The organism is Oceanibium sediminis (genome assembly GCF_003265325.1).
In the GTDB taxonomy this organism is placed as follows: Bacteria; Pseudomonadota; Alphaproteobacteria; order Rhodobacterales; family Rhodobacteraceae; genus Halovulum; species Halovulum sediminis.
In genome coordinates this window covers 295,398-309,712 of record NZ_QGNX01000001.1, presented here as the reverse complement: position 1 = coordinate 309,712, position 14,315 = coordinate 295,398, and the positions used below count along the sequence as shown (strand labels likewise).

General features: G+C 67.2%; 12 protein-coding genes. 9 read left to right on the top strand and 3 right to left on the bottom strand.

Annotated elements, in window-relative coordinates; translation table 11 throughout:
* Nucleotides 1-67: 67 nt before the first annotated feature.
* On the bottom strand, nucleotides 68-754 hold the full coding sequence (locus DJ029_RS01535) for a response regulator transcription factor (RefSeq protein WP_112320561.1): 687 nt from the start codon (nucleotides 752-754) through the stop codon (nucleotides 68-70).
* A 209-nt stretch (nucleotides 755-963) separates the two neighbouring features.
* On the opposite strand from DJ029_RS01535, the gene ribA reads away from it, so the two are divergent.
* Nucleotides 964-2,043, top strand: a complete 1,080-nt coding sequence (gene ribA / locus DJ029_RS01530; protein ID WP_232822930.1) for a GTP cyclohydrolase II — start codon at nucleotides 964-966, stop codon at nucleotides 2,041-2,043.
* Entirely contained in the window at nucleotides 2,040-2,558 is a 519-nt protein-coding gene (locus DJ029_RS01525) for a L,D-transpeptidase family protein (protein WP_112320559.1), read from the top strand. The genes ribA and DJ029_RS01525 overlap by 4 nt, the downstream gene beginning before the upstream one ends.
* A 94-nt stretch (nucleotides 2,559-2,652) precedes the next feature.
* Here the strand turns inward: DJ029_RS01525 and DJ029_RS01520 are convergent, their stop codons facing one another.
* Nucleotides 2,653-3,306, bottom strand: a complete 654-nt coding sequence (locus DJ029_RS01520; RefSeq protein WP_112320558.1) for a YggS family pyridoxal phosphate-dependent enzyme — start codon at nucleotides 3,304-3,306, stop codon at nucleotides 2,653-2,655.
* A 103-nt stretch (nucleotides 3,307-3,409) separates the two neighbouring features.
* Between DJ029_RS01520 and DJ029_RS01515 the strand changes: the two genes are divergently transcribed.
* Complete coding sequence (locus DJ029_RS01515; RefSeq protein WP_112321300.1) at nucleotides 3,410-4,723, top strand: acetylornithine deacetylase/succinyl-diaminopimelate desuccinylase family protein; 1,314 nt, start codon at nucleotides 3,410-3,412, stop codon at nucleotides 4,721-4,723.
* Nucleotides 4,720-6,189, top strand: a complete 1,470-nt coding sequence (locus DJ029_RS01510) for an ABC transporter substrate-binding protein (protein WP_198671023.1) — start codon at nucleotides 4,720-4,722, stop codon at nucleotides 6,187-6,189. The genes DJ029_RS01515 and DJ029_RS01510 overlap by 4 nt, the downstream gene beginning before the upstream one ends.
* Before the next feature lie 135 nt (nucleotides 6,190-6,324).
* Here DJ029_RS01510 and DJ029_RS01505 read toward each other — a convergent pair whose 3' ends face one another.
* A complete protein-coding gene (locus tag DJ029_RS01505; protein ID WP_112320557.1) occupies nucleotides 6,325-8,571 on the bottom strand; it encodes a methyl-accepting chemotaxis protein in 2,247 nt (748 codons plus the stop codon).
* A 140-nt stretch (nucleotides 8,572-8,711) separates the two neighbouring features.
* Here DJ029_RS01505 and DJ029_RS01500 point away from each other — a divergent pair, with 140 nt between their 5' ends.
* The 5 genes from DJ029_RS01500 to DJ029_RS01480 are packed head-to-tail and all read left to right on the top strand — an operon-like array spanning nucleotide 8,712 to nucleotide 14,313.
* Nucleotides 8,712-9,659, top strand: coding sequence for an ABC transporter permease (locus DJ029_RS01500; RefSeq protein ID WP_112320556.1), 948 nt, complete (start codon nucleotides 8,712-8,714; stop codon nucleotides 9,657-9,659).
* Nucleotides 9,656-10,471 (top strand): ABC transporter permease, encoded by an 816-nt coding sequence (locus tag DJ029_RS01495; protein ID WP_112320555.1) that lies wholly within the window; start codon nucleotides 9,656-9,658, stop codon nucleotides 10,469-10,471. Before DJ029_RS01500 ends, DJ029_RS01495 begins: the two co-directional genes overlap by 4 nt.
* A complete protein-coding gene (locus tag DJ029_RS01490; RefSeq protein ID WP_112320554.1) occupies nucleotides 10,468-12,090 on the top strand; it encodes an ABC transporter ATP-binding protein in 1,623 nt (540 codons plus the stop codon). The genes DJ029_RS01495 and DJ029_RS01490 overlap by 4 nt, the downstream gene beginning before the upstream one ends.
* A gap of 20 nt (nucleotides 12,091-12,110) precedes the next feature.
* A complete protein-coding gene (locus DJ029_RS01485; protein WP_112320553.1) occupies nucleotides 12,111-13,553 on the top strand; it encodes an aldehyde dehydrogenase family protein in 1,443 nt (480 codons plus the stop codon).
* Between the two features lie 19 nt (nucleotides 13,554-13,572).
* Nucleotides 13,573-14,313 (top strand): SDR family oxidoreductase, encoded by a 741-nt coding sequence (locus DJ029_RS01480; RefSeq protein ID WP_112320552.1) that lies wholly within the window; start codon nucleotides 13,573-13,575, stop codon nucleotides 14,311-14,313.
* The last annotated feature ends 2 nt before the right edge of the window (nucleotides 14,314-14,315 follow it).

Genomic DNA, 14,315 nt, shown 5'->3' with positions numbered 1-14,315 from the left:
CCCGGGCGCGAATGCCCGGGCCAAGTCCAACAGGGAGGAGGTGCCATGACCCCGGCACCAGGGGATTTCAGGTCGCCAGGCGGTAGCCGCCGGATTCCGTGACCAGGATCCGCGCGTTCGAAGGGTCCGGCTCGATCTTCTGGCGCAGGCGGTAGATGTGGGTCTCCAGCGTGTGGGTGGTGACGCCCGCGTTGTAGCCCCAGACCTCGTGCAGCAGCGTATCGCGCGCCACCACGCCAGATTCCGCGCGGTAGAGGTACTTCAGGATGTTGGTTTCCTTCTCCGTCAGGCGGATCTTCTTGTCGGCATCGTCGATCAGCATCTTCACGGCTGGCTTGAAGGTATAGGGGCCGATGTTGAAAACCGCGTCCTCGGACTGTTCGTGCTGGCGCAGCTGGGCGCGGATACGGGCCAGCAGCACGGGGAACTTGAAGGGCTTGGCGACATAGTCGTTCGCGCCCGCGTCCAGACCCAGGATCGTGTCCGCGTCGGTGTTGTGCCCGGTCAGCATCAGGATCGGGCATTTCACGCCCTGCTTGCGCATCAGTCGGCACAGCTCTCGCCCGTCCATGTCCGGCAGGCCGACGTCCAGGATCACCAGGTCGTAGTGGCCTTCCTTCGCCTTTTCGAGGCCCCCGGCGCCGTCGCCGGCCTCGAACACGTCGAACTCCTCGGTCAGGACAAGCTGATCGGCCAGCGCTTCGCGCAGGTCCTCGTCGTCGTCGACCATCAGTATGCGTTTCACGTTGCTCATCGGGGTGTCCTCTTGGGCTGATAAGACAGGGATGGGGGAAAACGCCTGTCCGGGCAAGCAAGGCGGGGCGCGGTTCACGCGCACGTGTGTGACGGCCCCTGGTTTGTTTCAATTTGCTGCCGTGGGGGGTATAGGGCTGAAATGCTTTGAAGGATCGCATCACGGGGATGCGAGCACAGGGCATCTACGGATCATGGAGAGGCGAGCCCTTGGCGCTTTTTCTGACAACGGCAGAGCGAGTCGCGCGCGCCCGCGCAGATCTGCGGATCGGGGCGGTGGTCGTGCTGTGCGGCCCCGATGGCGGCGCGCTGATACAGGCGGCAGAGGCGGCGAGCCCCGCGCGGCTGGCGGATCTGCGTGCGCTTGGGCAGCCCGAACTGGCAATCACCCGCCGGCGGGCGGAAACCCTGCACGCGCAGGCCTATGACGACGACCTGGCCCGGATCGTGGTGCCCGGGGACGCGGATTGCGCCTGGATCCGGTCGGTCGCCGATCCGGCGAGCGACCTGGCGCATCCGATGAAGGGGCCGTTCCAGTCCCGCCGCGGGGGTGGCGCGGACCTGCACCGCGCCGCGATCCGGCTGGTGAAGACCGCGCACCTGCTGCCCGCGGCGCTTGTGCTGCCCCACGCGGACGCCGCCGCGCTGGCTGCGCAACACGGCCTGACGACGCTGGACATCGCGGACCTGGCCGGCGCGGAATTCGGTCTGGGTGAGGTGGCCGCGGCGCGGGTGCCCCTGGCCGTGCACAGCGCGGGCCGGGTGCGCGTGTTCCGCCCAGAGGATGGCGGGGAAGAGCATTACGCCGTGGAAATCGGCGCGCCGAAACGGCCCGGCCCGGTGCTCGCCCGTCTGCATTCGGCCTGTTTCACTGGCGATGTGATCGGCTCGCTCAAATGCGACTGCGGCCAGCAATTAGCAGCAGCATTGGAGCAGATCGGGGCCGAGGGGGCGGGCGTGCTGCTCTATCTCAACCAGGAGGGGCGCGGCATCGGCCTTGCCAACAAGATGCGCGCCTACGCTCTGCAGGACCAGGGCTTCGATACGGTCGAGGCGAACCACCGGCTGGGGTTCGAGGACGACGAGCGCGATTTCCGAATCGGGGCCGAAATGCTGAAGGCGATGGGGATCACCTCGGTCCGGCTGATGACCAACAACCCCGCCAAGGTGGAGCGGATGGAGGCCAACGGCGTCACCGTCACGGAGCGGGTGCCCCTGAAGGCGGGGCACACGCGGGAAAACGCGGACTACCTGGCCACGAAAGCGGCGAAGTCGGGCCACCTGCTGTGAGCGGCGGCGCGCGGCGCGGCGACCTGTCCGTGACGCGCTGGGGCGCGCGGTTTCGCGGCCGCACCCTGCCCTGTTCCATCGGGCGCGGCGGCATCACCGGGCGCAAGCGCGAGGGGGACGGCGCAACGCCCCGCGGCAGCCACGCGTTGGTTGGGCTGCTCTACCGTCCGGATCGGGTGGCGCGTGCGGCCCTGCCGGACTGGGCGCTGCCGATCGGGGCCTTCGACCGCTGGTCGGACGATCCGCGCGACCCGGCCTACAACCAGTACCTGCCCGGTGCTGCGGGGCATCCCTTCGGCCATGAGACCCTGCGCAGGGCGGACCCGCTTTACGACGTGATCCTGTTGACGGACTGGAACTGGCCCGTGGCGCAGAAGGGGCGCGGTTCCGCGATCTTCGTCCATGTCTGGCGCGGGCCGCGGGTGCCCACGGAAGGCTGCGTTGCGTTTTCGAAGCCTGACCTGTTGTGGATCGTGAACCGGTTGCGGATCGGCGACCGGCTGGTGGTCCGCTGATCCTGCGGAGCGCGCTTGCGCGTGCATTCCCATGAGCCCTTCGGGCGATTGGGGCGCTGCCCCAAACCCCGGGATATTTACGGACTTTGGAAGGTCAGGCGGGGGTGCGTGCGCCGAAGATGGCGGAGCCGACGCGCACGTGGGTTGCGCCCAGCGCGATGGCTTCCTCGAAATCCGCGCTCATGCCCATGGAGAGGCCCTTGAGCCCGTTGCGTTCGGCGAATTTCGCCAGCAGCGCGAAGTGAAGGCTGGGGGTTTCGTCGATCGGGGGGATGCACATCAGCCCGGTGATCGGCAGGTCGAGGCCGCGGCAGGTGGCGACGAAGGCGTCGACCTCGGACGGGGGGACGCCTGCTTTCTGGGGTTCCTCGCCGGTGTTGACCTGAATGAAGAGTTCGGGGGCGGCGCCGCGGCTTTGCACCTCGGACGCGATCCTGGTGGCGAGTTTCTTGCGGTCGAGGGTGTGGATGGCGTCGAACAGGTCGAGGGCCTGTTTTACCTTGTTGCTTTGCAGCGGCCCGACGAGGTGGACCTTCGTGTCGGGGTAGCTTTCGCGGAATGCGGGCCATTTCGAGGCGGCTTCCTGCACGCGGTTTTCCCCGAACAGGCGGTGGCCCTGGTCGAGGACGGCTTTCACGCGCTCGTTCGGCTGCACCTTGGAAATGGCGATGAGTTGCGTACTGCCGGGGCTGCGTCCGGCCGCTGCCTCGGCCTTGGCGATGCGGGACTGGATTTCTGAGAGCGACATGACGCTAATGCTCCGTCTTGCTTGCGTGTCCGACCAGATAACGCGATGAAGTGAGAAAGGAAATGTTTGACAGAGTGCAAACGCTGGCAGAAGGATGCGCGCCATGGATCTGGCCGAGCGATTGTTGGAGGAAGTGGCCGCGCGCCGGGACGAGGTGGCGGCGCTGACCCGCGACCTTATCCGGATCCCCACGCTGAACCCGCCGGGCCGCTATTATCGCGAGATTTGCGAATTCCTGTCCGACCGGCTTTCGCCGCGCGGTTTCGCGTGCGAGTTGCTGCGGGCCGAGGGGGCGCTGGGCGACAGTGACCGCTATCCCCGCTGGAACCTGGTCGCCCGGCGGGAGGGGGACGAGGCGGGCCCTTGCGTGCACTTCAACTCTCATATCGACGTGGTCGAGGTGGGGCAGGGCTGGACCGTTGACCCGTTCGAGGGGCTGATCCGTGATGGCCGGGTCTATGGCCGGGGTGCGTGCGACATGAAGGGCGGGCTTGCCGCCTCCGTCGTGGCGGCGGAGGTGTTCGTGGACCTCGTGCCCGGATTTGCCGGCGCGATCGAGATTTCGGGCACCGCGGACGAGGAGACGGGCGGCTACGGCGGCGTCGCCTTCCTGGCCGAGAAGGGGTATTTCGCGCCCGAGCGTGTGCAGCACGTGATCATCCCCGAGCCGCTGAACAAGGATCGTATCTGCCTTGGCCATCGCGGCGTCTGGTGGGCAGAGGTGGAGACGCACGGGCGGATCGGCCATGGCTCGATGCCGTTCCTGGGCGACAGCGCGATCCGCCACATGGGCGCCGTGCTGACGGAGATGGAGGAGCGTTTCTATCCCGCGCTGGCCGAAAAGCGCACCGACATGCCGGTTGTGCCCGAGGGCGCGAAGCAATCCACGCTCAACATCAACTCGATCCATGGCGGGCAGGACGAACTGCCCGCGGATTTCACCGGCTTTCCCGCCCCCGTGGTCGCGGACAGCTGCCGCATGATCATCGACCGGCGTTTCCTGATCGAAGAGAACCTGGCCGAGGTGAAGGCGGAGTTCACACATATGCTGGAAGGGGTCAAGGCCCGCCGGCCTGGGTTCAGCTACGATATCAATGACATGCACGAAGTGATTCCGACGATGACCGACCGCGATGCGCCCGTGGTGACTGCGGTCAGCCGGGCCATCGGCACGGTGCTGGACAAGGATCCGGTTTACGTGGTGTCACCCGGAACCTACGATCAGAAGCACATCGACCGGATCGGCCGGATGAAGAACTGTATCGCCTACGGGCCGGGGATCCTGGATCTCGCCCACCAGCCGGACGAATGGGTCGGGATCGACGATATGGTGCAGTCCGCGCAGGTCATGGCGCTGGCGCTGCTGGACCTGTTGTCCACGGAAAAGAATGTAGCAACTGGGAGATCACCAAAATGAGACACCTTGTGACGAGCGCTGTCCTGGCGCTGATTGCTGGCGGCGCGATGGCCCAGCAGACCAGCCTGACGCTGGGAATGCAGCTTGAGCCGCCGCACCTGGACCCGACGTCCGCCGCGGCCGCGGCGATCGACGAGGTGGTCTATGCCAATGTCTACGAAGGCTTGACGCGGTTCCATGCGGACGGCTCGATCCACCCCGGGCTGGCCGAAAGCTGGGTGATCTCGGACGACGGGCTGAGCTACACCTTTACCCTGCGGTCCGGAGTGAAGTTCCATGACGGCGCGGAGTTCACCGCCGAGGACGTCGCCTTCAGCCTGAACCGCGCGCGGGGGCCGGAATCGACCAACGCGCAGAAGGCGCTGTTCGCCGCCATCGACGAGGTGACGGCGATTGACGACACCACGGTGGAGATCACGCTCGAACGGCCCAATGGCGCCCTGTTGTTCAACCTGGCCTGGGGCGATGCGATCATCGTGGACGAAAGCGATGTGGAAACGCTCGAGACGACGCCGGTCGGGACCGGGCCGTTCAAGTTCTCGGACTGGGTGCAGGGCGACCGGGTAGAACTGGTGCGCAACGACGACTACTGGGGTGAGCCGGTGGCGCTTGAGCAGGCGACCTTCAAGTTCATCTCCGACCCGACGGCGGCCTTTGCCGCCATGATGGCGGGCGATATCGATGCCTTCCCCGTGTTCCCCGCGCCCGAGAACCTGACCCAGTTCGAGGCGGATCCCCGTTTCAAGGTGATCGTCGGCTCCACCGAGGGGGAGACGATCCTTGCGATCAACAACGCGGTCGAGCCCTTCACCGACCAGCGGGTGCGCGAGGCGATCGCCCATGCCATCGACCGCCAGGCCATCATCGATGGGGCGATGTTCGGCTACGGCACGCCGATTGGCACCCATTTCGCGCCGCATAACCCCGCCTATGTCGATCTGACCGGCTATTCCGCCTATGATCCGGAAAAGGCGAAGGCGCTGCTGGCCGAGGCGGGTTACGCCGACGGCTTCACCACGACGCTGAAGCTGCCGCCGCCGTCCTACGCGCGGCGCGGGGGAGAAATCATCGCCGCACAGCTGCGCGCCGTCGGGATCGAGACCGAGATCAGCAACCTGGAATGGGCGCAGTGGCTTGAGCAGGTGTTCCGCGGCAAGGACTTCGGGCTGACCATCGTCAGCCATACCGAGCCGATGGACATCGGTATCTATGCGCGCCCCGATTACTACTTCCAGTACGATGACCCGGTGATGCGGGCGATGAACGCGGGGCTCGAGTCCATGACCGATCCCGACGATCGCGCCGAAGTGCTGAAAGCCATGCAGGAGCGGATTTCCTCCCATTACGTGAACGCCTTTCTGTTCCAGCTCGCCAAGACCGGCGTGGCGGATGCCCGGATCGAGGGGCTTTGGGAAAACTCGCCGACGCAGGCCACCGATCTTACGGGCGTGCGCTGGACCGAATGAACCGGGCGGGGTGACCCGCGCCGATTAAGTCCGACTTGATGGGAAGCCCCGGTGTGCAGGCACCGGGGCTTTCCTTTGGGTCCTGTGCCGGGCCGCGGGGGCAGATCCGCGGCCCGGCACCACCCGGCGGCTTCCCTAGGCAGCCTGGGGGGCGGCAACCTGATGAGTCGCCCCGGTCTCGAAGTTCGCGATCAGCTGGCGCAGCGTGTTAGAGCGTTCGGTGAGCGTCTGCGCGGTGGAGGTGTTGCGATCCGCCATCGCCGCGTTTTCCTGCGTGATCCGGTCCAGCGCGCTGATCGATTGTGTGATGTCGCTGAGCCCGAGGGCCTGTTCCTGGCTTGCGGAGGTGATCGCCGCCATCGATTGCGTCATCTGCCGGATGGAGGAGACGATTTCCTCGAGCGCGCCGCCCATCTGCTGCACGAGGCCGACGCCATGGCGCACCTGCTGGGAGGAGTTCTCGATCAGACCGCGAATGTCCCTCGCGCTTTCGGAGGCGCGCTGGGCGAGGGTGCGCACCTCGGCAGCGACGACGGCGAAGCCCTTGCCGGCTTCCCCGGCGCGTGCGGCCTCGACGGCGGCATTCAGGGCCAGCAGGTTGGTCTGGAACGCGATGCTGTCGATGACGGACACGATGCTCGCGATTTCTTCCGCGCCGGTTTCGATGGCGGTCATCGCGGCCACGGTCTCCGTCGCGACGCCGGAGGTCTTGTCGGCCATGTCCGACGCCCCCTTGGCGAAGCTGCTCGCCTCCGCCGCCGTTTCGGCGTTGGACTTCGTGCTCGTGGACATTTCCTCCATGGTGGCGCTGGTTTCTTCCAGCGAAGCGGCCTGGTTTTCCGAGCGTCCGGCAAGGGTCGCGGCGGTGGAGGTGATTTCCGTCGCGTTTTCCTGCACCGCGAGGCTGGTCTCCGAGATCTGTTCGACCAGTTCGGACAGGTTCGTGGCGGTGTTGTTCAGCCCGCTTTGCAGGTCGGCGAAAGCGCCCCTGAACTGACCTTCCATGCGGGCGGTCAGGTTGCCCGTGGCCAGCTTGGCCAGCGCTCCGCGGGTGGCGCCGACGCCCAGATCGACCGTTTCGATCAGGGTGTTGATCGATCGCGCCAGCGCGTTCAGTTCCGGGTCGCTCATGTCGGTTTCGACGCGCCGACTGAAATCGCCGGCCACGGCCGCGTCGACGACGCTGCCGAAGGCGTCCTGAAGGCGCTGCATGGTCGCCTGGCGCTCCGCCGCGGCGCGCGCGTCGCTGGCGGCCTTTTCTTCCGACAGGTCGCGCACATGCCGCGCGTTTTCGCGGAAAACCTCCAGCGCGCGGGCCATGCGGCCCATTTCGGTCTTGTGCTGGGTGCCCGCGATCTCGATGTCGAGCGTGCCGTCGGCGAGTTTAGCCATGGCTTCGGACAGGTCGCGCACGCTGTTCACCGCCGAGCGCCCGAACATGATCGCCGATCCTGCGCCGAGCAGCACCGCGATTACAGCGATAGCGATGGTGAGCATCGTGCTCTGGCGCGCGGCGGCGACGCTGGTTACGCCGAGGGTTTCGGTGCGGGCGACCAGTGCGTCGATCGCCGTTTCAAAGGTTTCCTGGACCGGTGGCCCGACAAGGTCGAGAACCCCGTCCTCGATTCCGTTCCGCTCCTGGATCAGATCGGCAGCGGATTGCATCGCCGCCTGGTAGGCGGTCAGCAGATTGGTCACCTCTTCCACGCGGCCGACCTGGGTCGCGGTGCGAACCGCAGCGCCGAGGTCGTCCAGGTGCGCGGCCGCCGCCGTGAGGGAGGCCGACGCCTCCTCAAGGTGTTCGGGGGCGTTGGTGCGCAGGTAGCGTTCCGTCAGAAGCCGGCCCGACAACAATTCCTGTGTGGCTAGCGCGGCAAACTGCGCGCCGTCCGCGTTGCCGGTGTTGTGAGCGGTCCTCATGACGCTGTTCAGGATATCCTTCGCTTCCAGCCCTTCGGATTGCACCTTCGCGGTGGCGGCGCTGATCTGCGGCGCCAGTTCGGTGATCCGCTGGAAACCGGCGCGGTAGCGCGCCGTATCCTCGAGCGCGGCGATAAGCGCCTGCGTATCGACGGTGCGGGAGGAATCGAAGGTTTGGATCATGTCCTCCGTCGCAAGCAATTCGTCCAGGTTTTCCATGACGAAGCTGGCCCGCTCTTCAGTCGGGTCGGTCCGGTAGGCAAAGACGGCGAGGCGTGCTTCGAGCAAGTCCTCGATCCCGCCGTTCATCGCCACATTCGCGTCGGAGAGGCCGCGGTATTCCGCGAAGCGCCCCTGATTCCCGGCGCTCGAAATAAGCGAGATCGCCGCAAGTAAGACCAGCAACGCCAAGACGATTGCTGTATTCAGGCCGATACGGCGACTCAAGCTCCAGCCAGACATTTGGACCCCTTTCAGTTGATTGCCCCGACCTCCTAGTATTTTGCCCGGGTTTCCAAATCATTAGCCGGGTCCATCGGCACTGGTCATTTTTCGCGCAGTTTTCTAAGTTGCCGAAGCAGCAGGTATCGGAGCGCCCGCGTATGTTGACCTTCGCGCTGAAGCGCGCGCTTTCCATGATCGTTTCGCTGGCGGCCGCCAGTCTCGTGATCTTCTTCGCGATCGAGGTCATTCCCGGCGATCCCGCCGCCTACATGCTGGGGATGAACGCCTCCGAGGACACGCTGGCCGCGCTGCGCAGCGAGCTTGGCCTGGACCAGGGCATGGCGGAGCGCTACGTCGGCTGGATCACGGGGATGCTGGCGGGGGATTTCGGCACCTCCTACACCTATCGCACCCCGGTGGCCGAGATGGTGGGCGAGCGGTTATGGATTTCCCTTCCGCTGACCCTTTACGCGCTGGCGCTGTCAACGTTCGTGGCGTTTCCGGTGGGCATCCTTGCCGCCTCCAACCGGGGCGGGGTGCTGGACACGGGAATCATGGGGCTGACGCAGCTTGGCATCGCGGTGCCGAACTTCTGGTTCGCGATGATGCTGGTGGTGATCTTCGCGATCAACCTGGGCTGGTTCACCGCCGGCGGGTTCCCGGGCTGGGAGGGGGGACTACTCGCCGGGCTGAAGGCGCTGACGCTGCCGGCAATCGCGCTGGCGCTGCCGCAGGCCTCGGTGCTGGCGCGGGTCATGCGCTCGGCCCTGATCGACACGCTGCACGAGGATTTCGTGCGCACCGCCCGCGCCAAGGGGCTGACCCGCGGCCAGGCGCTGCGTCGCCACGCCCTGCGTAATGCGATGATCCCGGTGCTGACCATCATCGGGCTGCAATTTTCCTTCCTGCTGGCCGGAGCGATCATCATCGAGAATGTCTTCTTCCTTCCCGGCCTTGGCCGGCTGATCTTCCAGGCGATCACGCAACGTGACCTGATCGTGGTGGAAAGCGTGGTCATGCTGCTGGTCTTCGCGGTGATTCTGGTGACGTTCCTGGTCGACCTGGCTTATGCCGCGGTCGATCCGCGCCTCAGGCGGGGGCGCTGATGCGCGGGCTGGTCCTTGGCGGGTTGATCGCCGCGATCTTCACGGCGGCGGCGCTGATTTCCTTCCTGTGGACGCCGGGCGACGTGACGGCGGTGGATATCGCCAACCGCCTGAAACCGCCGGGCGGGGCGTATCCGCTCGGTACCGACCACTTCGGGCGCGACATGGTGTCGATGGTCATGGTCGGGGCGCGCGTCTCCATCGCGGTGGCGGTGGTGGCGGTGGGCATCGGCATGGTGCTGGGCATTCCGCTGGGCCTGACGGCGGCGGCGCGGCGGGGCGGGCTGATCGACGAGGTGATCATGCGCAGCAACGACCTTGTCTTCGCCTTTCCCGCGCTGCTGATCGCGATCCTGATCACGGCGGTCTTCGGTCCGTCGGCGCTGAATGCGATCATCGCGATCGGGATCTTCAACATCCCCGTCTTTGCCCGCGTGACGCGCGGCGCGGCGCTGGCCCTGTGGTCGCGCGAGTTCATCCTGGCAGCGCAGGTGGCGGGCAAGGGGCGCCTCAGGATCAGCGCCGAGCATATCCTGCCCAATATCGCCAACACGGTGATCGTGCAGGGCACGATCCAGTTTTCCTTCGGCATTATCTCGGAAGCGGCGCTCAGCTATGTCGGGCTCGGCGCGCAGCCCCCGACACCAAGCTGGGGGCGGATGCTGGCGGAAAGCCAGACGATGATCAGTTTCGCGCCGCACCTGGCGCTGGTGCCGGGGCTGTCGATCGTGATCATGGTGCTGGGACTGAACCTGATGGGCGACGGGCTGCGCGACGTGCTTGACCCGCGCCTGAGAAAGCGGCGCGCATGAGTCTTCTGTCGATCGAAAGGCTGTCGCTGTCGATGCATGGCATCCAGATCCTTCGGGACGTGTCGCTCAGCCTGGAGCCGGGGCGCATCCTGGGGCTGATCGGGGAAAGCGGGTCGGGCAAGACGATGACGGCCTTTTCCGTCACCCGCCTGCTGCCACGGGGCTCGGTCCTGTCGGGGAAGATCCTGCTGGCGGGCACGGACACGGTCACCGCCAGCGAATCGCGCATGTGCGCGCTGCGCGGCGACATGGTGGGCATGGTGTTCCAGGAACCGATGACGGCGCTGAACCCGCTTCAAACCATCGGCGCCCAGATCGCCGAGACGCTGGTGCTGCACAAGGCCCTGTCGCGCCGCGCCGCCGAGGCCGAGGCCCGCGCCGTGCTGGACCGGGTCGGCCTGCCGGAACCCGAGTTCCCGCTGACGCGCTATCCGCACGAACTGTCAGGCGGGCAGCGGCAACGGGTGGTGATCGCGATGGCTGTGGCCTGCGGGCCGAAGCTGCTGATCGCGGATGAGCCGACGACGGCGCTGGACGTCACCACGCAGGCGCAGATCCTGAAGCTGATCCGGCGGCTGGTGGACGAGGACGGCATGGCGGCGCTGTTCATCACCCACGACCTGGCCGTCGTCTCGGACATCGCCGATGACGTGGCGATCATGCAGACCGGCCGCGTGGTCGAAGCCGGGCCGACGGACGAGGTTTTCGCCACGCAAAGCCACCCCTATACGCGCGCGCTGTTCGCCGCCTCGGGGCACCAGCCCGACCGCGTTGCCGAGGTCGCCCCCGCGCCGCTGCTGGAGGTGCGCGGCGCGCGGCGCACCTATCCGGGCGCGCGCCGTGGCCTGTTCGGGCATCACCCGCCCAAGGTGGCGGTGGACGATGTCAGCTTCACCCTGCATGACGGCGAAAGCCTGGGCTTGGTTGGGGAAAGCGGATGCGGGAAGTCCACGCTGACCCGCGCGATCCTGGGGCTGGAACCCCTGCAGGGCGGAGAGATCCGCCTGGCCGGCGACCGGATAGATGCCGCGCAGGGCGTGCCGGGGGCGGTGCGGGCGCGGATGCAGGTTGTCTTCCAGGATCCCTATGGCTCGTTCAATCCGCGGCACAAGGTCTCGCGCCTGATCAGCGAGCCGTTCCATCTGCTGGACTCGCCGCCCACGGGCGCCGACCGCCGCCGCGCCATCGACGAGGCGCTGGAGGCGGTGGGCCTGTCGTCGGGGGATGCGGAGAAATACGCGCATGAATTTTCCGGCGGGCAGCGCCAGCGGCTGGCGATCGCGCGGGCGCTGATCATCAAGCCGGCGCTGATCGTGCTGGACGAGGCGGTCTCGGCACTGGATGTGCGGGTTCGGGCGCGGATTCTGGACCTGCTGGCGGACCTCGGCAAGGCGTACAAGCTGTCGTACCTGTTCATCTCGCACGATCTGCACGTGGTGCGGCGGATCACTGACCGTGTGCTCGTCATGCAATCGGGCCGGATCGTGGAGGTGGGCGAGACCGAGGCGGTGTTCCGTGCGCCGCAGCACGCCTACACCCGCACGTTGCTGGCGGCGGCGCCGCATTTGCCGGAAACGGTGGCCGGGGCTGGCGCCGATGCCTCCGGCGGGGATATTTGAGGGACTTTGGAGGGATGGGGATGCACGCGATAACGACGTTCGACAGCGCGGAGATGCTGATCGGGGAGGCTTGGGTCACCGCGGACGAGACGCTGGCGGTGCAGGACCCGTCAACCGGGGAAGAGATCGCGCGCATCGCGCGCGGCGGTGCGGCGGACATCGACGCCGCCGTCAGCGCGGCCGAGGCGGCGCTGGCCGGAGAGTGGGGCCGGATGAGCGCGGCGGAGCGGGGCCGGATCCTGGCGCGGATCGGCCAGGCGGTGGCGGCCGAGGTCGAGATGCTGGCGCTGCTCGAAGCGCGCGACGTGGGAAAGCCGCTGAAGCAGGCGCGCGCCGATGCGCTCGCGCTGGCGCGCTACATGGAATTCTATGGCGGGGCGGCGGACAAGCTGACCGGGCAGACGATCCCGTTCCAGGCGGGCTACACCGTTTACACCCTGCGCGAACCGCATGGGGTCACGGGGCACATCATCCCCTGGAACTACCCGATGCAGATCCTTGGCCGCTCCGTCGGGGCGGCGCTGGCGGCGGGCAACGCCTGTGTGCTGAAGCCGGCCGAGGAGGCCTGCCTGACCGCCCTTGCCTTCGCGCGGATCGCGCGGGACGCGGGGCTGCCTGTCGGGGCGCTGAACGTGGTGACCGGGCTTGGAGCCGAGGCGGGCGCGGCGCTGGCGGGGCATCCGCGGGTGCATCACATCTCGTTCACGGGCTCGGTGCCGACGGGGGCGCTGATCCAGGCGGCGGCGGGCAAGAACATCGTTCCGGTGACGCTGGAGCTTGGCGGCAAGAGCCCGCAGCTTGTCTTCGCCGATTGCGACCTGGAGGCGGCGCTGCCCTTCCTTGTCGGGCCGGGGGTGCAGAACGCCGGGCAGACCTGCTCGGCCGCCAGCCGGATCCTTGTCCAGCGGGAGATCTTCGACGAGGTCGCCACGCGGATGGCCGAGGCCTACCGCGCCCTGCGTATCGGCCCGGCGGTGGAGGATCTGGACGTGGGGCCGCTGGTGTCGGCGCGTCAGAAGGCGATCGTGGCGGGGTTCCTCGACGCCTTGCCCGCCGAGCAAATCCTGGCGCGGCCCGAGCTGGGCGAGCTGCCGCCCGGCGGCCACTATGTCGCCCCCGCGCTGGTGGCTGGCGCGGCGCCGGGCGACCGTATCGCACGGGACGAGATCTTCGGCCCGGTGCAGGTCCTGCTGCCCTTCGAGACGGAGGCCGAGGCGGTCGAGATCGCCAACGGCACCGATTACGGGCTGGTCGCCGGGGTCTGGACCGCGAACGGGGCGCGGCAGTTCCGGCTGGCGCGCGACCTGCGCGCTGGGCAGGTCTTCGTCAACAACTATGGCGCGGGGGGCGGCGTTGAACTGCCCTTCGGGGGCATCGGCAAGTCCGGCCATGGCCGCGAGAAGGGGTTCGAAGCGCTCTACGGCTTCACCACGCTGAAAACCGTGGCCGTGCGCCACGACTGAAAATGGGGGAGGGCCGGTAATGCGCCTGAAAGACAAGACAGCGATCGTGACCGGGGGCGCCTCGGGCTTCGGGGCGGGCATCGTGGAGACGTTCCTGGCCGAGGGCGCGCGCGTCATGATCGCCGACATCAACGGCGAAGCGGCGCGCGACATGGCCGAGCGCCACGGCGCGCTGGCGCAGACCGTGGACGTTTCGGACAGTGCGAGCATGGGCGCGCTGAGCGATGCCGCGATGGACGCCTGGGGGCGCATAGACATCATGGTGAACAACGCCGGGATCACCCATCTGCCGAAACCGATGGAGGAGGTGGAGGAAGCCGAGTTCGACCGCGTCATGGCCGTCAACGTGAAGTCGGTCTACCTGTCCGCGCGCCATATCGTGCCGAAGATGAAGGCGGCCGGGCAGGGGGTTTTCCTGAACATGGCCTCGACTGCGGGGGTCAGCCCGCGCCCGAACCTGAACTGGTACAACGCCTCCAAGGGCTGGGTGATTACGGCGACGCGGGCGATGGCGGTGGAGCTGGCGCCCTTCGGCATCCGGGTCAACGCGCTGAACCCGGTCGCGGGCGAGACGCCGTTGCTGAAGTCCTTCATGGGCGAGGATACGCCGGAAATGCGCGCGAAGTTCCTGTCCACGATCCCGCTCGGCCGGTTTTCCCGCCCCGAGGACCTGGGCCACGCGGCGGCGTTCCTGTGCTCGGACGAAGCCTCGATGATCACCGGTGTCGCGATGGAGGTCGACGGTGGGCGGTGCATCTGACG